Source organism: Bacillus sp. EAC (genome assembly GCF_002156875.1).
Lineage (GTDB): Bacteria > Bacillota > Bacilli > Bacillales > Bacillaceae_G > Gottfriedia.
The window spans coordinates 1-24765 of sequence record NZ_NCSY01000013.1 but is presented as its reverse complement, the minus strand read 5'-3'; the positions used below and the strand labels follow the sequence as shown (position 1 = coordinate 24765).

Sequence of the window (24765 nt, the reverse complement as noted above, 5' to 3'; positions counted from 1 at the left end):
ATTATAAAGCTTTGCTACTAAAGTGGCGCTGTATTTTTGATATTATGTAATTTATAACAAATAGGAAAGGAATATAAATATAAATAAAATATAACCCTAGTGTACCTACTAATTTATTTAACATATTTATGCTTATTCTTCCTTTTATAAAAAAAACGGAAGAATATATAATAATAGAAACAATAAGAAGTGAATTTTTTGGTTTAACATTAAATAAAATCTCTAGACTTCGTCCAACACTCCAAACTGGTAAACAAACTGTAGGAAGGACAACTAAAAACCAAGAGAATATTACAACATACTCAAAACGTTCTAAAATCGGGAACGAAATAATCTTTGTCATATTTAAAGTAGCCCAAATAGCATGTAGCATTTGTTCTTCATTAAAGTACATATAAGATATGACCATAATAACAGCATATGAAACCATAGTGAATATACTGCCAAGCCGCAGCTGTGACTCATGATCTTGAACTAACGCGCCAGTTAGTTGAATAAGAATAAATGTATCTTCATACATAGAAAGTCCTTTTTTGTAAACTAAATTTCCTAAAACATGAAATTATGATTGGGTATTATAAAGATTATGTGCACGAACACAATCTATCGGTCTACTTAAAGGTGTCTCAAGGAAATATTCCAGTTGCCATGTCTGAGTTTTTTTTGCCTGACGGCTAGAGGGCTTGTCCCAAGGTGGATAAACTCTTATTGCACGTTTACCGCCTTTACCTTTATTTGATAATATCCCCTGATCACAAAGAACAGTTTTAGGAAATATAAACTGACCAAATTTATCATCATTACGGGTACTAATAACGAATAGATCGACTGGATCTGATATGTCATATGGTTGGATTGGACTATCCCCAATTCTTTCCCATAAAGTCACAAATTGTCCAACCTTTTTAGGGGTAATTTTAGCGACACGAAATCTTATGGATAAGGAATTCAAATTAAATACATATGCCCCATATTCAGCATTTTGTGATTCTATACGTGGCAGAGAGCAATCAAATCTGCATGGATTATAGACAATATCCTTAATGGTAAGTAGGTCGCAATGTAGTGTGTCTGTAGCTATCCATTCCATTAAAACCACCCCTTTTGCTATCAATATGTATTATTAATTTAAACTAATATTTTACTTTTCAGAATCACATATGATTATAAGGGTTTTTAATCTTCGTCAATTCTTCTTCAATTCCGTTCGTAATGTCAAATGCTCCTGATGACTTATTGGAGCATACAACAATTTTGAAAGATGAGTTAGGAAAATAAGCAGAATGAAAGCTAACCCCAGGATCATATCCCATTACATGGTACTTAATGATGTTATTTTCAATTTTCTTAATCCATATACCATAACCATAAAAACTATCTTCTTTAACTTGGGTGTGAGCTGTTAATAACTGATTGGTTAATGCCTCGTCTAATAGTTTGTAGTTCATAAGGGCATACCAAAATTTCATCATATCTTTAGCTGTTACATATGCTCCACCATCCGGGCCACCTTTAGCTGGTAATGAATAAATATTTGTTTTCCATGTACCATCTGAATTATCAATATAACCTATTGCTGTCCTTTCAGGAAGAGAGTCAAACGCAAAGTACCCTGAATCCATCATGCCAGCTTTATTAAAGATATGTACATCAATGTAGTCAGTAAAGGAAACCCCACTTAATTGTTCTACAACTAAACCTAACAATATATAACCTGCATTATTATAGTGAAACCGCTCTCCCAATTTTGATTTCATGTGCTCATTTTGAAAAAGTGGTAAAAAGTCTCTCGAACGCCTAATGTGATACATAGGGTGGTTGATCCATAGTTCCTCAAAATCATCCATGACTTCTTCATCAAAATAATCTGGTATTCCAGAAGTATGTGTCAGTAAATGATGGATGGTTATCTTTTCATCCCAATTCGGAAAATTTATATCAATACATTCACTTAAAGTAGAATCAAACGAAAGTATTCCTTTTTCCACAAGCTGACATATAGCTATTGAAGTGAAGAGCTTACATCCCGAGGCTATGCCATATCTGGTCGATGTAAGGTTTTTTAAACCTTCGGATCGATTGGCATAACCGAAGCTTAGATCTAACAAAACTCTTTCTTCATCATCTTTAACGAATGCTGTACCTGAGAAATGATTATTATTTTGGATATTTGAAATTCTTTGTGAAATATTTATGTTCATTTTTATCTAATTCCTTTAAATTTTTTATTAATGGTATTAATTTCCATTTGTATAATTATTATATTCCACAATAAATGATAGAAACCTTTTTAATTTACCAATGCCGCCATTTGCTTGCTTCAATAAAAAAAGCGGTCATATTCTTATTAAACTATCCTGCCAGATAGTGCAATAAAAAAAAGACTGCCTAAGCAGCCATTGTTGTTGAACTAACGCACTCGTTAGTTCAATATCGAATATATTTATTTAGTAATAAAATCATCCCCTGCAAATTGAAATAAATAAAACCTCGGAAACTCAATAGGTTTTCCGAGGTTTTTTATGAATATTTTTCAAATTATATTTCAATGATTGCTTTATCACTAATAATTCTTTGACGAATTTCTTCACATAGTTCAATTATTCTTTGAGTTTTGTCTTCCCCTTCATATTTCATTGTTAATACATAAAACACTGTATGATCTCTTAACTTTAAAAACGCAGGTATTCTATTATACCATTCATCCTCTAGTAGAAATTCCGTTTCATATCCTTTTTTAAATACTTCTAGTTGTTTTCGTGCAAATTGTGACTTTTCTTCAATTGAATCCTTACTTACCCAAGCAGAATAATACAATACAATTGCGATATCGGAAATAAAATAATTATAATGCAGATCATCAAAATCAAAAGCCGTAATTTTGCACTCTTCATTTATGAAGAAGTTTTGAAAATGTAAATCACTATGAATCAAACCATATGAATCATCTTTTCTCTCGTAGCTTTGTATTTCTTCCATAAGTCTTTTTGTATATAGACCAAGCTCTTCATGTTTTAGCATTCCATTTACGTACGCATTTTCAGACAAATGTTCTCTGTTTGTTGTTTTAGGGTAATTAACTGTTAAAGCGTGTAACTTTCCAATTGTCTTCCCCCAAGCATACATCAAATCATCATTCCACTCATTTGGATTCATGCGGTCTACTAATTTTCCTTCTGCAAATTCAAACATTGAAGCAAAGAAGCTCGTCCCATCACTAGCAATGTGCTCTTCAACCAAATTCCCATGTAATGAAACTAATGACCCAGCCACGTTCGCATCGTTTTCACTTACAAATTTTACAAACATTAACTCTGCTTCAATTTCTTCCTTTAAACGATGAGAAGAATGAGTTAAACGTAATACTTTCGGAATTCCGTCCTTTGTATATCCTTTAAATATATAGTTTTCAAAATCACCGAGTGGCTTTTCATCGACGGTTATCCCAAATTGTGAAGCTGCATTTAGTAAAATCTCTTTCTTAAAAACTCGTTCAACGGCTTGCTCCATAATATTATCCTCCGTATAGTTAATAACATTTTCCATCAATACTTAATTCTATTTCTTTACATTCCGTTTAAGTCCTTCATTTTCGAATTGACTTTCCTTTATTCATTTAGTATTTCACACAAAATTAAGTGAACAGGTACTGGTTAATTATTCATATTATTAGATTGCAATCTAAACTGCCATTTAGTGCAAAAAATATCGACTAAATAGTCGATCAGTCTGTAGAACTAACGCGCCAGTTAGTTAATCAGATTATTTTATAATTGGATGACTATTTTCTTCTGCCCAATCAATTATAAATGGTTTTTGACGGGGATTTAAGTTAGCAGGAAGTTCCGTCTTTCTGAAAAAACGATGTTCTCTGCTCTCAACATCCTTTTGTTTTAATTCCCCTGTAAAATGTTTGGATTTAAAAATTATTTGAACACTGAAGACCTTATCTCCATTGGGATATTGAACAAAACATCTTTCTCCTGAATAAATACCAAACAGCTCTAAATCCGTTACCGTTAGCCCCGTTTCTTCAAAAGATTCCCTCTTTGCAGTCTCTTCAAAAGTTTCTCCAATTTCCATAAGTCCGCCAGGAATACACCAATTGTCCTCATCAGTCCGATGTTGCAACAATATCTGTTCATTATCCTCTATAATTATCCCACAACCAACAGTTAATAGGGTTTCGTGACCAATAAATTTTCTCATTTCTGCTTTGTAATTCATAGACTTCTCCTTCCTTAAAACCTTTTCTCTTTTATTTCGACAAATTAGATAATTTTTTCCTTTTTTTTTCAATTAACCTGTCAGTTACTACAACAAAAAAAGCTGCCATTGGCAACTCTTGTTGTGTAACTAACGCATGCGTTGCTTTAAGTACATTATTTCACAGACAAAACACTACTTCTTCCTGCGCTAGATTCTACATTTAATTATAATTTTAATAGATACTCAGTCAGTGTCTAATTATTTTAATGCATTTTTAGATTTCGTATTCTTTTATTCTTTTATTTGAGCTTTTCTCATCGATGAAAGACTGAACCATAGTCCGCATAAAGCTAGACCAGCTATCGAAATCCATAAGGCCGTTAGGAACCCTAGTCCATCGGCGATGGCACCACCTAGTGGGGCGCCGATAACGACCACACTACGGTTAATGGATCGCATCGTTGCATTCATGCGTCCTTGTAGATGAGATGGCGTGACATACTGCTGATAACCCGTTTCGAGAGGACCCTCGATTCCCATGGCAAAGCCGTACAATAGCTGCCCTACAACAACAAAAATGAGAGCTATGTTAAGTGGGTCGGAGTTGTTAGCTGCTGGAGCTAAAACCATCACAATCACTGCTGGAGCATAGAGAATTCGAGAAAAAGCAATTGCACGGCCGATACCCAAGCGATCACCGGCCCGAGTAGATAGAGAGGTTCCAGCGACTGCACCGACACCTGCAGCGGCGAGGGCAAACCCAAGGTGCGAGGCATCGAAGTCAAGTTCAATCAAAAAAAAGGATACAAGTACCGTCATCGTCATGCTATGGAAGAAAAACCATACGTGCGTGTTTAAAGCGAGTGTACGAAGGTATTGGTGTTGGTAGACCCATTGCAAACCTTCCTTGATTTGCTGACCAAGTGGCCCAGCCTTCACTTTCTCTGTTGGCAGGTGTTTAACAGAGGCCATTAAAATACCTGAAAACAGATACGATACGGCATCTACAAGAAGGGCAAAAGGTGCACCGATCCATGAGACAAGCCCGCCTCCAATGGCTGGTCCGCTCGTTTCCGCAACAGCTGCGCTTTGTTCTAATCGTGCATATGCACGAGTTAATAAAGGACGAGGGACTAAATGTGGCACAAAGGATCGGTGGGCAACATCATTAAAAAGAGACAATGCGCCAAAGAGCATGAGCAGGACCATTAGCCAGCCAATACTTAGTACTCCTGCGACAGCCAAAAAGCAAATAATAGCAAATATAATGCCACGCCCCATATCTGTTATAACCAGTACAGTCTTTCGGTGAAAACGATCAACCAAAACCCCCGCTATTAATCCCAACAGTACATATGGAAGCCATCTAGATGCTGAAACCCAGCCAACATCAACAGCACTGCCTCCCATATTAACCACCACTAATACTTGCAGAGCAATAGTCGTAATATTTGTGCCAAAGTTTGAAGTTGTGGATGCAGTCCAAAAACGAACGAAGCTTTTATGCTCCCTTAATTTCATCGGTGGTTCACCTCTTTTGCCAATTTAGCCACTTTATGCACTAAGAACTGAAAGGGGATATTATGTACAGGTTATTTGACTTTCAATAATTTGTTTAACCACTCCATTTCCCCTTAATTTTTACATTTTGACATACTCATAGCCTCTTACATTCAACAAAATCATATTTTTTACCTTTTTTTACTATTAAACATCTTTTAACTATCTTTCTAAAAACTTAAAAAGGAGTCGATCATTATCGACTCCTGACTCTTAATGAACTAACGCGCCAGTTAGTTGTAAAAGAACTAGCCTATTTCTCATGAAATTGTATGTGAATCTAATTTACATAAATATGTTTATCGGCAAAAAAAAAGGATCTTCTATGATTGAAGTTCCTTTTTAACTGCTTTTTCAACTTACCAATTCCAACCGCCTCTGTCACTAATACTGCGACCGAAAATATCGCGTCTTTCATCACGTCTGTCATCGTCGCATCGTTCTACTGCACGACAGAAGTCATCTTTATCAATCGTGATTTTCGCATTAAACGTAAAATCTCTATCTCTTCTTCTGTTTCTATCATTATTTCTATCGTTATTTCTTTCATTGTTACAGTTGCAACCCATTATAACAACACCTTTTCCTTTTAATTTCATCTCAACATCCTATGATTGGACAAGTAAAAAGAAATGGACAAGTGTTTAATTTTTATAAAAAATGAATTTTCTTGAACTGCACCCCGATTGTTAGTCGTGTCGGGGGCAGTTCATCTGTGTGAAGTTCCTTTTTTTGCTAATGCAACTAACACATGCGTTAGTTGAATAACAAGTTATAATTTATGTTTAAATCAAATAAAAAACCTTCCTAATTATTAATTAAAGGAAGCTTATTATTTTATATTTAATTATTCAAATCATACAAACCTGGACTATGCTCATTTGGCATTTCAGGTAGGTCTGGTACTGGAAAGCCTTTTGGAGGTTCAATTACCTTTAACTCTTCTCCATTTCTACTTGGAGATTTTCCTTTGAAAACTTCCCCAATAAGTGACTGATCAAGCCTAAAATTAAATTGAGCATTATGGTAACCCATTTCAACAAACTTTCTGCATTCGGGATACTTATTTATATCATAGTTAGGGACAGGCAATAATTTACCCCATTCTACACCTAATGTTTCTAATGCCTTTGCAAATGCATTCTGATGGGCATTATCTCGTACTATTAGAAATCCCAACGTTTCTCTTAAAGTTTGATTAGAGCTCATTTCATAAATCCTAGTTTTTTGTAAAACACCTGTGGATTCTAAAATTAAGTTGTTTAATAAATCAGCTATTAAATTCCCGTGGTTATATACCCATGAACCATTCCATGGATTTCCACCAGCATCTACAGGTAATGATGATTGCGCACCTACAATAAAGTGGTGTGGATTAGCATGTTTAACTTCTTCATCAAGTGGTGCTCCATTTACTCCAGCATTACCTGGTGTAGATTCACCTGCACCTGTTAAAAGTTGGTTAATTGTACTTTGAACGAGCTCGACATGACTTATTTCTTCTAAAAAAACACCTCTAATTAAGTCACGGTATTGTTTCGCTTTCCCTCTGAAATTTGAGCTTTGAAAAAAGTATTGCATCATTGTTCTCATTTCACCAAATTGCCCACCTAATGCTTCTTGTAATACCTTCGCAGCAGCAGGATCTGGCTTATCTGGCTTTATCATATTAATCAATTCTTCTTTATAAGAATACACTGTAACTACCTCATTTCTTCAATTAATCAAATGATTTCAATGAAATAAAATAATATAACTATCAATAAAGTCCACTGATTATTCAGTGGACTTTATATGTTTTATTGTTGTTTTGTTTCATGATGAAGTGGTGGCGGAACCAACCAACCTTTATCTTTCATCATCTGAAGTAATAGAGCACCGTCTTTTGCTTTTTTTGCACCCATTTGTCCATACATTAACCCAACATCAACACGAATTGATTGGCTCATCCCTTGACTACATGCTACAACACCTGCTGCAATATCAGCAGCTACCATATAAGCTATTTGAGCATCAAGGAATCTTGCTCCAACAGGAATTTGTTCAAGATCTGCTTCAGGTCGTTCTGCTGGTGTAGGCGGAACCGCGATATCGTTATGTAGTAATATTTCTTCTATTTCCTTTATTGAGGGCTTGATTGATGATTCAATTACTTGTTTTAAAAATGCTTTCAACTCTTGATCACCAGTATGGTTTATATAGACCTGATATCCATCTAGTGCAGCTTTTGCGACTGATACAGCGCTCCATAATCCAAATACTTCTCCATAATGTAAAGGCTCATCTTGTGGATTTCCACTTAAAATACCCATAATAATCTTACTTCCCTTCGTTATTAAATTCATACTATTCTCCTTTTCACGGAATAGGTACAAAAGCTATTCTTTATCAAAAAATAGAAAGTATGCGAAAAACAATATTTAAAATAATGGTTTAAATTGCCATGATTGTTTTCATTCATTACTACTCAAAATATTAATGCTCTTATCCTAAAAAAAGGTGGTGAACTAAATGAAAAGATTGTGTTTAGTTTTATTCTCTTTCTTATTATCGCTATCATTTTTAACTAATAATGCATCAGCTGTAAATGCCAATTCTGACGAATATAAGACTAATAATCGATACAATTTAAACGATAATATGAATAATGACCGATACAATCCAAGTAATATGACTAATAGTCGTTATAATCCAAGTAATATGACTAATAATCGATATAATCCAATGAACGTTACTAACACTACAGATACAAACGATGATGATACTGATTGGGGTTGGCTTGGACTATTAGGATTACTTGGTTTGTTAGGATTACGAAGAAAAGATCGTGACGACAGAAGGTAATAATAGTGAGATGATTTAGTATAACTTTATTTTAAACTTTCCCTGTATTGGTTAAATCCCAAAAGTAAAATCCTCTTTAATTTAAAGGAGGATTTTTACTTTTGAAAATGTGAATTATTTGTCTCAATGAACAATCAGCCTATTTTTAAGCTAACTTTATTTTTATTTATATTTTATTTTTCAAGGACTTAACTTCAATCCTTTCCCTTTCATGTTCAACAATCCAGAAAAGAGCTACTGAAGCAACTTTATGATTTTCAACTAACGCGCTCGTTAGTTGAAGAATTATTTTATTCTTGTTGGGTATAGCTTAGCTTTTTACCGCCCTTTCATTTATTCTATCCTAATTTAATCTTGGTTTCTTATTAATCTATTTTGCCAGATAACTAAAAAAAAGACTGCTGAAGAAGTCCATGCTGTTCAACTAACGCGCCAGTTAGTTGCATAAGTATTAGTCATTTTTAATGATGAATGTGGCGCAAAATCTCCCCTACAAGTGTGATTAATAAGCAAATATACAAGCAATGACACGATTATCCCAATGAATAAATTACTTAAAATAGGCTGTCGATTGTTTCTCGACAGCCTGTTGATGTCCCTTAGATACATCCTATTTTACCTTTTTATGTAGCAGGTTCAACTTTTGTTGCTATATATCTTGAGCCATCCCATTGGAGATACACACGATATTTTTGTGAACCTTTTGCTTTTGCTGATACTGTCCCTACTGAGCCGCCTGGGTTGCTTTTGTCGCTCCCTAAAAACCAAACAGTCATATAGCTTTGATCTATTCCAGTAGCAGAAGAGATTGTCTGCAGCATCTCCTGCCAATCTTGAGAACTTGAATCATAGCTTGTATTATGAAGCACACCTGTTTGTTCCGGTGTTTCCGAAGCTATTGTTGAATTTGACTGCGAGTTATCCAACGTATTAACATTCGTTTGATCTTGGGACGATGAGTCCTCAATTATTTGAATGTTTATTGAAGTCTCTTTAACAGCTGTCTCATCCTTCTTTATACTGTGAACCGATTTTTTTTTGGATGAGGCTTGAGCATCTTTTTTGGATGCAGCCTTGTTATCATTCGACGAAAGAATCGAAATCGATACAATCGCAATAAGTACAATTACGATTACAATAGATCCGCTTAAAATGAGTTTGGCTTTTTTTCTTCTTGTTCTGGACGTTGCACGTGAATTGCCTTGAAAATTATTCAATCTAACCACTCTCCCAATACTGCGAATGTCAACATTCTACCATGCGAGGTAAAAACTTGAATTGTTCTATCACAAAATTAACCATTCCGTAATACAACTGATAAGTTCCTTTTTCATTGCCAGTCACAACCTTATGTAACTAACGCGCCAGTTAGTTTAATAAGAAAATAAACCATCTAAATTATTTTGTTAATCGCCAAGTGCCCAAATAACATACCTTTGGTCTATAGCTTCTATGCACATCATTTTTAAGTTTGTCGCAAATTCTCTTATTTTTTCTTCCAAATCGTTATTCTCATCTTGGTATTTGTCTAAAATAACTTCACAGATTGTATGTAAGTCTTTAATTTGGAATTCTTTGAAAAGCTTATCTCCATATGGATCTAAATTAATAAGTAAACTTAGATTAGTATTATTTCGTTCCTTATTACGTAAACGGACATGTAACCGTTCTTCAAATGTCACATATGTATCCAACATGTCTTTTCTTTTTTTAGTTTTTGCAAGTACAAATGTAATACCTACCATCTAATCCCCCATCACTTATAAGTTTAACAGTAACTAAAGCGCCAGTTGAATATTTTAAAGTTATTACGTTTCCCAAAAAACATCATTCTTTATATCTATAATTTTCTGATCAAATTTTATTTTTGCCTGATCTAAAAGCTCTTCATCACTTTCTTGTGATTCTCTATTAAAAAGTGTAATTAAAATAGGTGAAGGTGTATGACTACTACCGTCAAACGCAGTTGGAAATATCAAAATTCGAGGAGTTTTAGTAAAGAGTAACGCAACTAACCAATGTGAAGCATATGCGTACTCGTTACCACCTATCATTTCATCATTACACAAGTTTTTATAGTCCCCCTTTTCTATCGGCAGAAACTCATAATAAAGGACAAAAGTTTTTTTTCCTTTTTCTTTCCGTTTATTTCTCTTCTTAAGCTCTATTATGTCTTGTAAAACATTGTATGTATAAACTATTGACGTCTTCAGTTTTTTCTTTAATCTTTTTTTCATTAATAAACCTCTATCCTAATCTATCCTTTTACGGAGTCGCATTTGGTCGAACAATCTATTGAAGTCAATTGCTTTAGCAACTCGAATGTTCTTCGACAAACTCGTTTGTTCGTTACATAAGGAATTATTCGCTTTCTACTTCCCCAAAAGATAAGATATGAACTTCAAATCTTATTTTCAATTCTCCTAACAAATGTAGTACTTTAGGGGTAAGTTCAAATCCCATTTGTCCCAAGTTTGAACGAGCACTAAAGAAAATATATACATTATGAATGTTAGAAAGTTCCCGAATAAAATCCTTAGATTTTAACAGCTTTAATAAAAAATCTTCTAATACCTCATATAAATGTTCATAACCATCATAGTCAACTTCATAAGACCATAAATCATCTTTCATTTTTCTTGAAGAACCAATGAAACTACCTTTTTTCTTAATGTCAGTAGGCATTATATTCAAGTTTGCTGTAATGTAGTCAAAATCTAACTGTTCATCTCTTATATATAAACTAAAAAAGCCTTCCTTCATGCATCAAATCCTTATATTTTTTTATCATCGTTTTCAATTATAAACTTTAATTTCTTTTACAACTATACTGTCAGTTAATACAACAAAAAAAAAGCTGCCATCGGCAACTCTTGTTGTTCAACTAATGCGCCAGTTAGTCAATTAGTAAAATTATAACTCTATTTATTTAACCCACCATCTTTTCAATTCTCTAGAGAAATACGTACCTAATCCAAAAAAGAAATCCTTTTAGTTTTATCTTAATACGCTCATGATTGTAATAGTGGCTGCATAAATCTATTTGTCTAACTTTTTGGGTCCACTTCATTTTCGGCTCTTTTTTTATTTTATATTTTGTAAATTTCTGCACATTCCGCCCCAGTCGGCTCATAAAAGCAATGATTCTTCCAAACTCCCGCATAAGGCTGACCATACCATGTAGGCGGACACTTGGTATTTTGAACTCCAGCACCCGATGGATTGAAATACCACAAAGAATACACAGCAGGATATAGTCTCCAATTCTGTAAACATTGTCTAGCAAGCTTCAAATGAGGCTCGGTTGCTCTTTGATAAAAAGATGGCGATTGAATCGCGTCGAAGGAAGCGTCGCTCCCATGATATTGATAAATGACCTCTCGAATTGTATCAACATTTTTGAAATCTGAACACTTGACCAAGGCTCGATTTATCACGACAGCACCAACAGATAACATCCCCCTTTGTCCTTCCGCTTCCGCTTCGGTTCGGATTAATCTTGCCAATAATTCAACATCACTTAGATTATATTTTATTCGAGTCATAGAAAAACCCCCTTTATTAAAGATATGATTTTTCACAACTTTTTACGTTAAAAAACCTCGCTTTTAGAAATGATAATTACATTCTCAAGGAAAGAAAGTGATTAATCAATGTCCAAAAAGCAAGGCTTCAAGGGTAAGATCCCCCGACCCCATTCTTGTTACAATATACAAAGGTAATCTCACAGGAAAAACTAATAAAAAGGAAAAAAATAAATTAAAGTATTCAAATATCCAAAGCAAATTATCCTATTTATTCATCACTCTAAAAACTATCCTGACATTTAGAGCAAAAAAGGCGCAATAACAGCCATTGGTGTTATCCAACTAAAGCGCCAGATAGTTACATAAGAATTGTTATTGTGAAAAGAAGAATCGATCCAAAAATATCATCCATCTTATCCAATGAAGTTGGAAGGTAAACTCTTCACTCCTAGATTTGCCATTAGCATCTTTATAATTAATATCTATTTTTTGTGTTATTTCATTTTTGAACCAAGATTGTTTATTTTTAATCCATTTGAAATGTTGCACATTTGTTGGAAATTTATAAATTTTCACATATAAAAAGTGACCTTTTTCTTTTATTTGGTCTGGATGTTCACTAATATTTTTAACTTTTGGTTTATTATATAAAGTTAGACCTTCCTCATCTTTTTCATATTGAAAAACATAAGTTCCAAATGATTCTAGTTCTTTATTTTTATAATAATTTCGAATACTGATTTTATCCATATTTTTACCATTCTCAATCTCTATTCCAGAGAATATATAATTATACCCTTTTAACTCTGGTATTTTTTTAATGTCGTTTTTACTAACTTGAACACCATGCTCAATTTCAATAATTTCATTTTTTTCAAGAATTATTTCAGAAAGAAAGCTATATTTCTGGTTACTATAACCCCCACGATTTAATCCAAGTTCATAATACTTATTATTAAAATATTGCGGATTCTCTTGTTTTGATATTGCAAAGTTATATATTGAAAATTTTTGATCAATTAATATAAAAGCAAAGTAATATGTAAAACATGATAAAACTGTAAGTGATATAATCAAAACAATTTTTCTATATTTCTTTAATAAATTAAACATAATTTCGTACTCCTTTTATCTTAATAACAATATAACAGCAATAAATACTTCTATGTATATAGATATTTCCGACGTGGATAAACGGAAATAGGAGCAGTTTAAGAAATATATTTTTAAAGAAGATTTTCTTGTTTAACCTGAACTTTCATCTTCGTCATTTATTTACCACCCAAATCTTTACAAATATATAATTCAATTATTTGTATTGAATTACCTATAAGGGTGATATTTTGTTAAACATTTGTTAGAACATCTCACATTTCTAATTACAGTATAATGCCCAAAAAAATGGACTACCAAAGTAGTCCATCGTTGTTCAACTAGCGCGCCAGTTAGTTCAATAAGAATCCTTGTATTAATTCAAAGAATACAAACAGAGATACAATAAAAATAATATAACCAGTTCATTTTCGTTTTAATTGAAATTCTGATATACCCAGCACCAATAACATTGCTCCTAAGAAAAAGATCATATAAGGCATTAATATCGTCTTATTAGTTATAAAGCCAAAAATACTTAAAACTAAAGCGGTTAAACCAAATATCATTCCCAAAAATTTCACCATTTAAATCACCACCAATAAAACAAGTCACTTTCCTAAAGCAATATATCCCTTTTATTATAGCGTTAGCACAATAAAAAAATCGACTAAATAGTCGATCATGTTATCCAACTAACGCGCCAGTTAGTGACATAAGTTCTATTATATAAGGTACCCACGAGAGCAACTTAAAACAAATGAAGCGATGTTGACACTCCCACATCTCCAACGAGAGCGATGACCGCCTGTTCCATCCTCTAACTTCTATATTTATCTTAAGATTGTTATAAAACACAATCAATTATCTATCCGTGAAAATAACTTATCAACACTTATTCCTTACAATTTTCGACATTATCTTCAAACCTTCGACACATCGGTCGATATTATTCTATGTATTACAATTTTACTTTTTTTAAAAGAGAGGATTTTTTTATGAACTGGACCATTGGAAAGAAACTAATACTGACTTTTGTATCAATATTATTAATCATAATCGCTTTAAGTGGGTTCTCAATTTATAGTGCTTATTCATTAAATAATAATACTAGTAATTTAAGTAAGAGTGTTTCGCCTAAAATTGCTGATATCGGTGATATTAATTATTTTACTGAACATATTATGACACTAACTCAAAATCACATTATTTCGAAAGACAAACCTTATAAGACACAATATGAACAGAGTATAGATAATACTGTCTCATTATTAGATACAACTTTCTCTAATTATCAAAAACTATTAACTACAAATAGTGAAAGAGAACATTTCAATTCTTTAAAAATCAAATGGCAAAACTATCTTAAAAAAAACAATGAGGTTCTTACATTAAGTAACAATTATGATACAGAGAATGCTATCCTAACTTCGTATGATGGTATTAAATTGTTTGATCTAATGCAAACTGACTTAGATGCCCTAGTAAAGTTGCATAAAAAAGAGGCAAAAACAATTACAAGTGATTCTGAAAAACAATTTAAGAGCGTGCTCGATGTAACAATTATTATTGTAAGTTTTTCTATTATTGCTTTAATTACAATTGCTATCGTAATGATTAGAAATATAAAAAATCCACTTACCCTTCTAACTAATCAAGTAAGGGAAGTATCAAATGGAAATCTTTCTCTTGAACCAGTTACGATTAAGAATAAAGATGAAATTGGTGAGTTGGCAAAAGACTTTAATACAATGACGATAAATTTAAAAGAGATCATAGTAAAAGTAATTGAGAACTCTCAATTAGTAGCATCAACTTCTGAAGAACTATCGGCTAGTGCAGAAGAAACAAGTCGTGCATCTGAACAAATTACTGATTCAATCATTGGAATTGCTGAGGGCTCAGAACAACAAGAGAATAGTAGTAAAGAGGCATATATCGTAGTAAAGGAAATTTCTTCGGGTATGGAGCAAGCAGCCTCTTCTATTCAAACAGTAGCCGAAAACTCACTTTCAACAACTGAAAAAGCGATTCATGGAAATAAAGTATTGGTAAAAACAGTGGAACAAATGAATATGATCAATGACACAGTTAACAATACTTCGATTATTGTTAATGGACTAGGTGAAAAATCAAACGAAATCGGAAACATTGTCACAATCATTACTGAAATCTCAGAACAAACGAATCTATTAGCACTAAATGCTGCAATTGAGGCTGCAAGAGCCGGTGAACAAGGAAAAGGTTTTGCTGTTGTTGCTGATGAAGTAAAGAAACTTGCAGAACAATCACGAACTGCATCAAAACAAATATCTGAACTAGTTATCTTAATTCAAAATGAAGTAAAAAAAGTAATCACATCAATGGATGAAGGTTCAGAAGAAATAAAAAATGGTATTCACCTTGTAAGTGAATCGGGAGAAAACTTTACTCATATAGTAAAAATGATTGAAGAGGTATCTTCACAAACACAAGAAGTTTCTGCTATCTTTGAAGAAATCAATGCAAGTTCCTTAAATATCATGCATATCGTTGAAAAGAACTCTGCAATTTCTATGGAGGCATCTGGACAATCACAGACTGTAGCGGCAGCAGCCGAGCAACAAAATGCCTCTATTGAAGAAATGTCTGCTTCAGCAGAAGTATTAAGTAAAATGGCCGTTGAATTACAAGATACAGTTAAAGGTTTTAGCATTTAAAATAAAAAGCCACACATACTTATTTGAATAGGTATAAGTGGCTTTTATTTTTTATATATTTTTACTTCTTGAGTAAGGATTAAAATTGTTTCTATTTTAGAGCTAACATCTAAAATAACTTCAATACTATATACACCCTCATGTCTTCTGATTATGTAACTAAAGCATGCGTTAGTTCAAAAAGGATTCTACCAATTCTAGGTTATAGAAAAACATACTAGGAGCCGTTTTAAATTTTTAACTCTTTTCGTTGACGAATGAAAAGTCCATCACTAATTCATGAATTGCTTTCTTCGACAAACGTTTACGAATCGAATTTGTATCCTTTAATCTCACTGTTGGATTTTCGATTCCTTTTTTAATCAATGTAAATGCGAGTATTGTCAAAACAAACCCGATACTTGGCCCAATTACGATCCATTTATCTAACATTAATTCAGCGTATGATAAGCCAATCAAACCCGACCATTCATTTGACAATGAAACGGTAACTTCTCTTTCACCTGTATTAACGATTTGACTACCTCCAATTACCAAACTAAAAACTCCTAAATGAACCATTAACAGAAGGACTTGGATAATTTGTTGCACAAACATGAGGAGCAATCTTGATCGTAAAAACGGAATGATATGTTTACGAATGACCCAAAGTTTACTTCCTCCCATGATCCTAGAAGAGGTGATGAACTCATTTTTTTGATAAAAATTCACTTCATTTCCAACCACACTTGTCAAAGGTGGTAGTGCAACAATCGTTATTAACATTAGTTGTGAAATTAACAATGTAAATCCATCACTTGTTGGATTTATAAAATTCACTTTAAAAAACAAGAATACTAGAAAAACTGCTGGAACAAATCGGAATGCTCGTTCAAATGCTTGAAAAAGAAATCGAAATCTTTGTAAATAGACGCCGTATATCACTCCAAAAATCATTCCAAATAGTACACGAAAGAATCCAATTAAAATCGCAAAAAGAATAGTATATTTTGCACCATCGATCACTGACCAAAAGACATCTCTTCCATGCCGGTCTACTCCAAACAAATAATGTAAACTTGGTGGAAATGGAAAAGTATCGACTACTCTTCCTTCTTGGTTATATAGAAAAGTAGGTGGTGGTTGAATGATATCTTTAAGATAAAGTGAGTAGATGAAACTAAAACTCAATAATAATAAAATAAATAGAGAGCCAATCAGAAAGGAGCTGTTCTTTAAATACTTCTTCATATCAATTGCTCCTCACCTGTTAATTTAAAAATGAGCAGTTTAGAAACAACATCGAAAAGATAGAATGGTATAAACAAAAAGACCAAACAAACAAAAAATGCTTCAGGTGTATCCTTAAGTTGATATAACAGTTTAAAGTAGCCATTCATATTAAATAAATACTCTAAAACGAGTAAATTTGAAATCAAAAACCAAAACAAATATTGAATATTGGAGAAAACTGTCACTAATACATTTCGAAAAATTTGCTTAAATAAAATCCATTTCATTGTTAATCCTTTTGTTATCGCATATTCCACATATGTTTTTTGTCTCTCCTCTTCAATTGCCAGTAAAGTCATTTGTGATAACATCATTCCTGGAAGGATAGACACGACTAGGATTGGCAGAATATAAACTTTGTCAAAACCAGCGATTGGGTCAAGGATGATCACACCTGTTTTATGATAAATCCAAATAAAAATTAACTGGGTTGCAAAGATAAACATTACATCTGGGATACTTTGTAGAAAATATAAGCATTCTTGTACAATTTTTCGGATTCTTATTGGTAATAAAAACAAGCCAAATGAAAGGATGAGGGCAACCATCAATGATGTTAAAAACGAAGCAGCTAGTATGATTAAGGAATAAACATATGGTTCTTGTATTAGGTTTGTTAATAGATCAAACTGTGCTTGATTATCTTGAATCGTAATCGTGTTTATGTAAAATAAACTACCGAGATATAGCTGAATTTGATCCCAAAATGTATGAAACAGCTCACTTCTAGGTACTTGTAAGGAAACTGAGAATGCAACGATTAAGCCAATCATGACAATTGTTAAGAGTAATTGAAAAAGTTTTTCAAAAGTAATGCTAATCATTTTCATAATTAAAAATGACTCAAGAGTCGAACATCTTGAGTCTCCTCCATTCTTATTTAGGACTCTGGAAGTAAAAAATACCACCTTTTTTAACCCCAACTAACTTTTCAGTTGATGTTGATTTTTTAACAACTTGTACACCGTCTTTGTTTTTGATAAGACCAGAAAAATCTCCATCTTTTATATATTCACCGTTTTTACCATATTTTTTTTGAATTTCTTCGGATTGCTTTCTTGGATTAAACACTAAATCGATGCTGTAATCCTTCGAAGTATCTAAATTTGTATCACTCCAACTGAAGATCCCTTTTTCTTCAACTTGTATTTTCTTGTCATATATTAATTCACTCTTACCGATTTCGCTAAATTGCAACTCCAGGATACTGCCTTTTGGGAGGCTTGCGTTACCACCTAAACTGAAACTAGTTTTAGTATATTGTCCATTCGCATTGAGTTCGATTTTTTGTGGTGGTTTTTTGATGGCACACCCCATTAACGCTGTGATTAATGTAATTAAAACTATAAATAAAGCTACATCTTTTTTCATGATTAGATCCCCTTTATAAATAAGCAATATCTGAAAAACATGATTAATAATTACTTCTACATAAAATGTAAATATTCCTTTGTACTTTAAAAGGTGATTAACTATCTTGGTATACAAAACAAAAAAAGAGTCACTTCTGTGACTCAGGTAATGTAACTATCGCGCCAGTTAGTTCAATAAGCGTTTGATATTCAGAAATGGATAGTTTTGTTGTATCACCTTTATTTAATCTCTATATCCATACCCTATTAATTTATGTGATTTTATATCTGCGTAAACCACGAACCCACCTATTGTGGGATTATCATTTGAAGAATAGTCTACAATGTATACTTCTTTTCCAATAAAATTTTTGTCATTTATTATTCCCATTGATTCTCGAAGGTTTATTTTCTGAACACTTGCATATTTCCAGTTCCCCTGGGTATGCTTTTTATCCTCTTTTGTTAGTTGATTCCAAATACTTTCCCTTACATCTAATGTTTGTTTTTCATTACTTTTGGCTTCATTTATTTGATACTGTTCTATTTCGTTTGAAGATTTTTGACAACCATTAAAAACAAAAAATAAGGGAACAGTAGATAGGATTAGAAAAAACTTTTTCAAAACTACACCTCCGTTAACATTTTCTTCACCTCAAAATACCTAATCTAAATAATCAATTCTCCGTTAATAGATAAAAACCTTGTTCACCTATACTGCCAGTTACTTGAATAAAAAAAGAGCTGCAACTGGCAACTCGTGATATTGAACTAACGCGCCAGTTAGTTGAATAAGAAATTTTTATCACAATTACAGATTTCAACTTAGAAGAAATAATATTTTATTAGTTTTTTGACTCATATGCTTTAACAAATCGTGCGAACCAATACAATGCAACTAGTGGTAAGACATAAATTTCTAGTTGTCCAAGAACATATAATGACATATTTACCTCCAAATATTTTAATTTCTTCAACTATTCGACATAAGTCTTATATTCACCTTTTTTTAAATATCATCCAATTAAAGACCGATTTCAACACAAAAAAGAGTCGCATTTGCGACTCGTGATCTTATGTAACTAAGTCGCTCGTTAGTTGAACAACTATATCAAATGATTACTTAATGATTTTGAAACCAAGGAATCCAATTATAATGCAAATTGAATTATTCCTTATTACCATTAACATATTTATTTAAATCACTTATTAAATCTGAATGTATCGTATACATTGTATTTGAATCGTTTTCATTCATAATTGAACCTCCATCATCACTCAACCACAAAAAATAGTGTGAACTTGTTTTATTTTCAAACGAAATTGTTAAATAGTAGCCAGCTTTTGCAACATCTACTATTCCATCAATTTTATTTGCTTTTTTGATTGCGTCAATAAAAGTCTGAAGTTCAATTGATGCATCTTTATGGTATGTAGCATGTGGTTCTTTTAAGTCTAACGCACTCTCTCCAACTCTTGAAATTGTAACACTATTAACAGTTTTCCCTTCTAATAGGAAATTTCCTACACATTTTGCATGAACGTCCTTCTTCTCTCCGCATTTTGCATGTGTAACTTGATTATCACTACACCCAATTAATGAAAATGTTAATATTAATAAAATTGTAAGATATAATTGTCTCAACTTAGTAACTCTCATTTAAAACCTCCTCACCAGATTTTCCTTTTAATGCACTATTCTATTTCGATCCTAAAATTCCCTCGTTATAAATTTTGGCTCTGTTAAAGTAATTTGTTGATATTCAAACTAAAAAAACTGTCTAATTTGAAAGCTTTTCTATTCTTTTATCTAACTAACGCGCCAGTTAGTTCAATAAGGTTCAAATTTTTTAATAGCAGTTTTTATGAAAAGAAACCTTCTGGATATAAGTAGTCTTCTTCAAGTTCAACATCAGGGTAGCGAGTAAAAGTATACTCAAACTCGTTATTATCGATTAGGTATTCAATAACTTCTAAAATGCGTTCTCTACTAACAAAATCAATCAATACCATATCACTAGCCCGAAAATATGATCCATTCATACATTCGCCTGTTTTAATATTTTTCTCTCTTAAGGTCTGGATATTTTTATATGTAAAAAAAGTTGCGATCCATTTAGAACGGTCAGAAAATGTAACAATGACATCCGTGTTACCATCTTCAAAATTCCATTCATCTTGATTCCATTGTTCCGCCTCAATCCAAGTATTTATTCTAGGATTTTTTGCCAATAATCCCACCCCTTAAAATAATCCTACCAGTTACTTCATTAAAAAAGAACAGCCTATAGCTGCTCTTGATAGCCGTTGACCATGACGTCTAACTTTCCTGTTTTCGGATCTATGACTAACCCGTGCACAGGTACATCATTTGGCATTAATGGGTGGTTACGAATGGTTTCCACACTATGCTTCACACTGTCTTCTACGCAGTCAAAGCCATGTAAAAACTTTTCAAAATCTACCCCAGAGTAAGTAAGTGTCTCTAATTTATCTTGACTTACACCTCGTTCTTTCATTTTATTTAAAGTACTCCCTGCTTTTAAGCTTGCCATTCCACAATCATAGTGACCTACAACACATACTTCTTCCGCCCCTAGCTCATAGACTGCAACCAGAATACTTCTCATAATGCTTCCAAATGGATGTGACACAAGGGCACCGGCAGTTTTAATAAGTTTTACGTCACCATTGTTTACATTCATCGCTTTTGGTAGCAATTCTACTAAACGAGTATCCATACAAGAAAGAATTACGAGCCGTTTATGCGGAAACTTATCGGTTTGATATTTTTCATATTCTCTATTTTCCACAAAGTGCTCATTATAATATAAAATTTCTTCTAACTGTTTCATAAAAATCCTCCCTAATGATGAATCATTATCTATCATTTTTCTCTTTTTTATGAAAATAATCAAGTGATATATATTCTTCCTAACTAACGCGCTCGTTAATTACATAAGATTACTAACTACTTACTTTGATGCCAAGTTACTTTGTCCCCATCTTGACTAGTTACGATAATACTTGAGTTAGGGTTGTTATTTATTGAAAACCATGCTTTTGATTGATTATTTTTCAAATTAATTATCTTTGCTTGTTTTTCATCTATTAATACATTTGTATAATTTGGATTTGTAATTGTTCCACAATAAATATTCATACCATCATCTTCTGTCGTAATATTCCATTTTTCACTACAGCTAGCAGTATCTTTTAGTATCCAACCCCCATTTTGTTTATCGTATATTCGGAGTGAAATGAATTGATTCCTATCATCTCCAGGTAATATCAATTTCGATTGATAGAAAATATAACCATTTTTGGATTCTACCTTTTCATCTAAAACAGTGTAGTTTTGAACATTCTTATCAGATTTCATAGACTCTATAAAAACATCATTCATAGATACATTATTCGAACAACCAGTAATTACTAGTATTATTATGCAACTTAACAATAATTGCTTAAACAAATAAAAGCCTCCCAGAATTAATTTACTATCCTTTAAACTATTCGTATTGTTTTTGAATATTACCTTCTGACTTATTCAACTTCTGACATTCATTTCAATAAAAAAACTAGTTGCCATAGCAACTAGTTTTTTATAACTAACGCTCCAGTTAGTTCGATAAGATTTTATTTTTCTAATACTAGTAACATTACACTTACTCGACAATGTAACCGTCTAAAAACTTTGTCTCGCAATAAGGACAACGGTAATAATCATGAACATCCGTATCGATATTCAACCGAAATGGAAGTCTTTCTTTGCATTTTGGACACTTCCAAAAGAAGAGTGTTATAGTGAAAAAAATGAAAAATAGCACACCTGTAATATACATTAATGATGATTGGACAAACACGTAGTTAAGAATATTGATAAACATTCCAATTAATAAACACGTTAACGAGATTTTTCGAAATTTCACGATATCTCTCACTTTTTTTTGCAACGAAATCAGCTCCTTTCAGTCAATATAGGAATTGCAATAAACTAACGCATGCGTTAGTTTAAATAAGAATTGGAACTATATTATTTTTTTATATAGTTTATTAAAAAATCTCTATCTTCAGGAAATGTTAAATCTAAGGTCTTTATTTCATCTGAGGTTTTCCAAGCAATATCATAAATTAAGTTATCAGGGTCTTGTATTTTTCTCTCTCGCCGATTATCTTAACTAAAAAATAATGAGCTTCAAAAGATATATTAAGTCCTTCATAAATACCCCTTTTCACCTTTATCTCTTTAATTACTTCAACAATATATCCCTTTTCTTCCTCAATTTCTCTAACGCAACATTCTTCAAAAGTTTCGTTGTTTTCTTTTCCTCCTGTTGGGAAAGACCACGTTTTTTTCTCTTCAGGCCTTCCTTGTAAAACCATTAGCAATTCATTATTTTCATTTATACATATACCTGACGAACCAAACCAATTTTGCATATTTATATAAACTCCTTTTTTATAAAAAAACGATTTTATTAATATTCTTCTTTGTTCTTATATAAAATCCTTCATCAACTAAACTGCCATTATTGCATTAAAAAAGCTCTACTTCATTATTGAAGTAAAGCGCCAGTTAGTTCAACAGTATTATCTTTTTTGTAAATATACCCACTTGTTTTTTGAAAATAAAAAGCACCATGTGAATAAGATTTTAACCCCTTTTATATTACTTCCACAGTTAAACTGCGTAATTTCATTTTGCTTACTATTGAACTTTATATTGTTACTTTTACACCAATCAATTTCTAAATAGATAGAGTGTTTTCCTGGTGCTACTTCTAAGGTCAAACGTTCACCGTCTTTTATTTTACCTACCACTTTACTATCAATAAAAACTTTGTAACTTCTTAATTTATTAACATATTGTGAAGTTCGTGAAATTATTATTTTTGGATTCGTATTTATATCCATGTATTTCTCCTTCTTTGAAAATATTGCGATTACGATAATATACCTATTCAATAAGAAAACAAAAATATCCTTTCTTTGTGTAACTATGCAGTCATAATGTGAAAAAGAGGATGATCTATTAAGGATCATCCTCTTTTTTTTTTGTTCAACTAACGCGCCAGTTAGTTCAGTAAAGATTTATTTATGATTAAACTTGCAACTCCACTATCCAACTATCGTAAGCTTTAAAAGAATTCTAGTTAAATTTTTCTATTTCAATTATGTATGTCCTATCTGTTTATTTTTGTTTTCTTATTATTTTGTTTGTCTAAAATAAATAAACAAAAAATGGCTAAAGCATTAATTACAATTGCAACCAATAAAAAGGCAATATAACCCATATGACTCTCCAATAATTTTAAATCCAAATATTTACAAGATACTAATATAAAGATTAAAAATTACATTTTTTTATAATTTAATTTTAATTATACCTTAATATTTAGATTTGTAACTTGGGGGAATTTTGTCTCTTTCTTCATAAAAAATGAGCTGCCAAGGGCAACCCAAGATCTACAACTAACGCGCCAGTTAGTTACATAAGCAGTTTTTACGTTTTCGATATGCAAAAGTTATGAAAGTAAATTTTTCATCCAAGTAAACATCCATACAATACGAAAAGGTTCAAACCATGTAATCAATAAAAAGATAATAAAAAAGGAAGGCACTGCAAAAAACTTGGTATTCCCTCCTTCTCTTTTAGAAATTGCTATAAAGCTACAAATTGCACCGAATAATAAAGATAAAAAACCAACTAAAGCAATAAGTTCGTTGAAGCCTGGAATCACATAAAGTATCCCAAACAAAGCCAATCCAATAATTAATAATAAAATCGAAATTGTACTGAAACTTTTCATAAAAACCCCTCTCTTAACAATAATTAGTTTTTAGGTTAGTTATTTAATATTTTAACATATATTTCCATATCGTTGATTTTCTTGTTCAACTAAACTGCCTAGAGCATTAAAAAAAATCGACTATACAGCCGATCATGTTGTTCAACTAAAGCGCCAGTTAGTTGAAGAACGAAATGGAAGTAAAAGCATTAAATTTTCTAACTTTTAAAAGATTTCACCAACTAATATAACAACTACTAAAAAAATGATTTGTAAGATAGTTCGCAGAAATAAAGGTGTAGTAGGCTTTCCAGCAATCGTGAGTCGTTTTCTACTAGCATTAATATTAGCTGGAAACAAAATAATAAGTAGTAATGCCAAACCAATTGAAGCGATATTAGAAGTAAATGGAATCAGT

General features: G+C 32.2%; 28 protein-coding genes and 3 pseudogenes. 3 read left to right on the top strand and 28 right to left on the bottom strand.

The genetic code is table 11. The features are described 5' to 3' along the window. Position 1: 1 nt before the first annotated feature. From B7R65_RS18255 to B7R65_RS18215, 9 genes are all read right to left on the bottom strand, one after another. On the bottom strand, positions 2 to 520 hold the full coding sequence (locus tag B7R65_RS18255) for a GerAB/ArcD/ProY family transporter (RefSeq protein ID WP_088044276.1): 519 nt from the start codon (positions 518 to 520) through the stop codon (positions 2 to 4). A gap of 42 nt (positions 521 to 562) precedes the next feature. After that, entirely contained in the window at positions 563 to 1090 is a 528-nt protein-coding gene (locus tag B7R65_RS18250; protein WP_088044275.1) for a MepB family protein, read from the bottom strand. 64 nt (positions 1091 to 1154) lie between these two features. Next, entirely contained in the window at positions 1155 to 2201 is a 1047-nt protein-coding gene (locus tag B7R65_RS18245; protein WP_088044274.1) for a serine hydrolase domain-containing protein, read from the bottom strand. Positions 2202 to 2538: 337 nt separating this feature from the next. Further along, positions 2539 to 3510, bottom strand: a complete 972-nt coding sequence (locus B7R65_RS18240) for a phosphotransferase enzyme family protein (RefSeq protein ID WP_088044273.1) — start codon at positions 3508 to 3510, stop codon at positions 2539 to 2541. A 252-nt stretch (positions 3511 to 3762) separates the two neighbouring features. After that, positions 3763 to 4227 (bottom strand): NUDIX hydrolase, encoded by a 465-nt coding sequence (locus tag B7R65_RS18235; protein WP_088044272.1) that lies wholly within the window; start codon positions 4225 to 4227, stop codon positions 3763 to 3765. Positions 4228 to 4500: 273 nt separating this feature from the next. Continuing rightward, on the bottom strand, positions 4501 to 5730 hold the full coding sequence (locus B7R65_RS18230) for an MFS transporter (RefSeq protein ID WP_088044271.1): 1230 nt from the start codon (positions 5728 to 5730) through the stop codon (positions 4501 to 4503). Between the two features lie 398 nt (positions 5731 to 6128). Continuing rightward, positions 6129 to 6338 (bottom strand): hypothetical protein, encoded by a 210-nt coding sequence (locus B7R65_RS18225; protein WP_142288278.1) that lies wholly within the window; start codon positions 6336 to 6338, stop codon positions 6129 to 6131. A gap of 274 nt (positions 6339 to 6612) precedes the next feature. Beyond that, on the bottom strand, positions 6613 to 7467 hold the full coding sequence (locus B7R65_RS18220; protein ID WP_088044269.1) for a manganese catalase family protein: 855 nt from the start codon (positions 7465 to 7467) through the stop codon (positions 6613 to 6615). A gap of 101 nt (positions 7468 to 7568) precedes the next feature. Then, positions 7569 to 8081, bottom strand: a complete 513-nt coding sequence (locus B7R65_RS18215; protein ID WP_088044323.1) for a DUF3231 family protein — start codon at positions 8079 to 8081, stop codon at positions 7569 to 7571. A 199-nt stretch (positions 8082 to 8280) separates the two neighbouring features. On the opposite strand from B7R65_RS18215, the gene B7R65_RS21850 reads away from it, so the two are divergent. Continuing rightward, a complete protein-coding gene (locus B7R65_RS21850) occupies positions 8281 to 8613 on the top strand; it encodes a WGxxGxxG family protein (RefSeq protein WP_088044268.1) in 333 nt (110 codons plus the stop codon). A gap of 623 nt (positions 8614 to 9236) precedes the next feature. Here B7R65_RS21850 and B7R65_RS18205 read toward each other — a convergent pair. The 7 genes from B7R65_RS18205 to B7R65_RS18175 form a co-directional block, all read right to left on the bottom strand. Further along, complete coding sequence (locus tag B7R65_RS18205) at positions 9237 to 9830, bottom strand: YrrS family protein (protein ID WP_179194922.1); 594 nt, start codon at positions 9828 to 9830, stop codon at positions 9237 to 9239. Positions 9831 to 10019: 189 nt separating this feature from the next. Beyond that, positions 10020 to 10358: a hypothetical protein gene (locus B7R65_RS18200; RefSeq protein WP_088044266.1), complete on the bottom strand. Its 339-nt coding sequence runs from the start codon at positions 10356 to 10358 to the stop codon at positions 10020 to 10022. Positions 10359 to 10421: 63 nt separating this feature from the next. Then, entirely contained in the window at positions 10422 to 10850 is a 429-nt protein-coding gene (locus tag B7R65_RS18195) for a hypothetical protein (protein ID WP_088044265.1), read from the bottom strand. A gap of 124 nt (positions 10851 to 10974) precedes the next feature. Then, positions 10975 to 11376, bottom strand: coding sequence for a DUF4279 domain-containing protein (locus B7R65_RS18190; protein WP_088044264.1), 402 nt, complete (start codon positions 11374 to 11376; stop codon positions 10975 to 10977). Positions 11377 to 11702: 326 nt separating this feature from the next. Continuing rightward, positions 11703 to 12158: a cell wall hydrolase gene (locus B7R65_RS18185; RefSeq protein ID WP_088044263.1), complete on the bottom strand. Its 456-nt coding sequence runs from the start codon at positions 12156 to 12158 to the stop codon at positions 11703 to 11705. Between the two features lie 354 nt (positions 12159 to 12512). Beyond that, entirely contained in the window at positions 12513 to 13253 is a 741-nt protein-coding gene (locus B7R65_RS18180; RefSeq protein ID WP_088044262.1) for a hypothetical protein, read from the bottom strand. Positions 13254 to 13657: 404 nt separating this feature from the next. Then, positions 13658 to 13819 carry a DUF3953 domain-containing protein gene (locus B7R65_RS18175; RefSeq protein ID WP_088044261.1) on the bottom strand — a complete coding sequence of 54 codons (162 nt, stop codon included), beginning with the start codon at positions 13817 to 13819 and terminating at the stop codon, positions 13658 to 13660. Positions 13820 to 14188: 369 nt separating this feature from the next. Between B7R65_RS18175 and B7R65_RS22065 the strand changes: the two are divergent. Together B7R65_RS22065 and B7R65_RS22060 are read left to right on the top strand one after the other, a co-directional pair. Further along, positions 14189 to 14989 (top strand): annotated as a pseudogene (locus B7R65_RS22065) (MCP four helix bundle domain-containing protein); the annotation flags it as partial. Beyond that, the gene (locus B7R65_RS22060) at positions 14984 to 15931 is read left to right on the top strand and encodes a methyl-accepting chemotaxis protein (protein ID WP_483861142.1); all 948 of its coding nucleotides are present in this window, start codon (positions 14984 to 14986) and stop codon (positions 15929 to 15931) included. The pseudogene B7R65_RS22065 and the gene B7R65_RS22060, both read left to right, overlap by 6 nt. Positions 15932 to 16168: 237 nt before the next feature. On the opposite strand, the gene B7R65_RS18165 is transcribed toward B7R65_RS22060, so the two are convergent. From B7R65_RS18165 to B7R65_RS21415, 12 genes and pseudogenes are all read right to left on the bottom strand, one after another. After that, positions 16169 to 17161 carry a peptide ABC transporter permease gene (locus B7R65_RS18165; RefSeq protein WP_088044259.1) on the bottom strand — a complete coding sequence of 331 codons (993 nt, stop codon included), beginning with the start codon at positions 17159 to 17161 and terminating at the stop codon, positions 16169 to 16171. Further along, positions 17158 to 18033, bottom strand: coding sequence for an ABC transporter permease subunit (locus B7R65_RS18160; protein ID WP_218780450.1), 876 nt, complete (start codon positions 18031 to 18033; stop codon positions 17158 to 17160). Before B7R65_RS18160 ends, B7R65_RS18165 begins: the two co-directional genes overlap by 4 nt. A gap of 46 nt (positions 18034 to 18079) precedes the next feature. Next, positions 18080 to 18574: a hypothetical protein gene (locus tag B7R65_RS18155; RefSeq protein WP_088044257.1), complete on the bottom strand. Its 495-nt coding sequence runs from the start codon at positions 18572 to 18574 to the stop codon at positions 18080 to 18082. Positions 18575 to 18799: 225 nt separating this feature from the next. Beyond that, on the bottom strand, positions 18800 to 19180 hold the full coding sequence (locus B7R65_RS18150; RefSeq protein WP_088044256.1) for a hypothetical protein: 381 nt from the start codon (positions 19178 to 19180) through the stop codon (positions 18800 to 18802). Positions 19181 to 19723: 543 nt separating this feature from the next. Then, positions 19724 to 20215 carry a YhfM domain-containing protein gene (locus B7R65_RS18145; RefSeq protein ID WP_088044255.1) on the bottom strand — a complete coding sequence of 164 codons (492 nt, stop codon included), beginning with the start codon at positions 20213 to 20215 and terminating at the stop codon, positions 19724 to 19726. 203 nt (positions 20216 to 20418) lie between these two features. Beyond that, entirely contained in the window at positions 20419 to 20787 is a 369-nt protein-coding gene (locus B7R65_RS18140) for a hypothetical protein (protein ID WP_179194920.1), read from the bottom strand. Positions 20788 to 20840: 53 nt separating this feature from the next. Further along, on the bottom strand, positions 20841 to 21410 hold the full coding sequence (locus tag B7R65_RS18135) for a beta-class carbonic anhydrase (protein ID WP_088044254.1): 570 nt from the start codon (positions 21408 to 21410) through the stop codon (positions 20841 to 20843). A 116-nt stretch (positions 21411 to 21526) separates the two neighbouring features. Continuing rightward, entirely contained in the window at positions 21527 to 22030 is a 504-nt protein-coding gene (locus tag B7R65_RS18130) for a hypothetical protein (RefSeq protein ID WP_088044253.1), read from the bottom strand. A gap of 561 nt (positions 22031 to 22591) precedes the next feature. Beyond that, positions 22592 to 22998 (bottom strand): annotated as a pseudogene (locus B7R65_RS18125) (NUDIX hydrolase). A 150-nt stretch (positions 22999 to 23148) separates the two neighbouring features. Next, positions 23149 to 23472 carry a hypothetical protein gene (locus tag B7R65_RS18120; RefSeq protein WP_088044252.1) on the bottom strand — a complete coding sequence of 108 codons (324 nt, stop codon included), beginning with the start codon at positions 23470 to 23472 and terminating at the stop codon, positions 23149 to 23151. A gap of 611 nt (positions 23473 to 24083) precedes the next feature. After that, on the bottom strand, positions 24084 to 24368 hold the full coding sequence (locus tag B7R65_RS18115) for a hypothetical protein (RefSeq protein WP_088044251.1): 285 nt from the start codon (positions 24366 to 24368) through the stop codon (positions 24084 to 24086). 204 nt (positions 24369 to 24572) lie between these two features. Then, positions 24573 to 24765 (bottom strand): annotated as a pseudogene (locus B7R65_RS21415) (DoxX family protein); the annotation flags it as partial.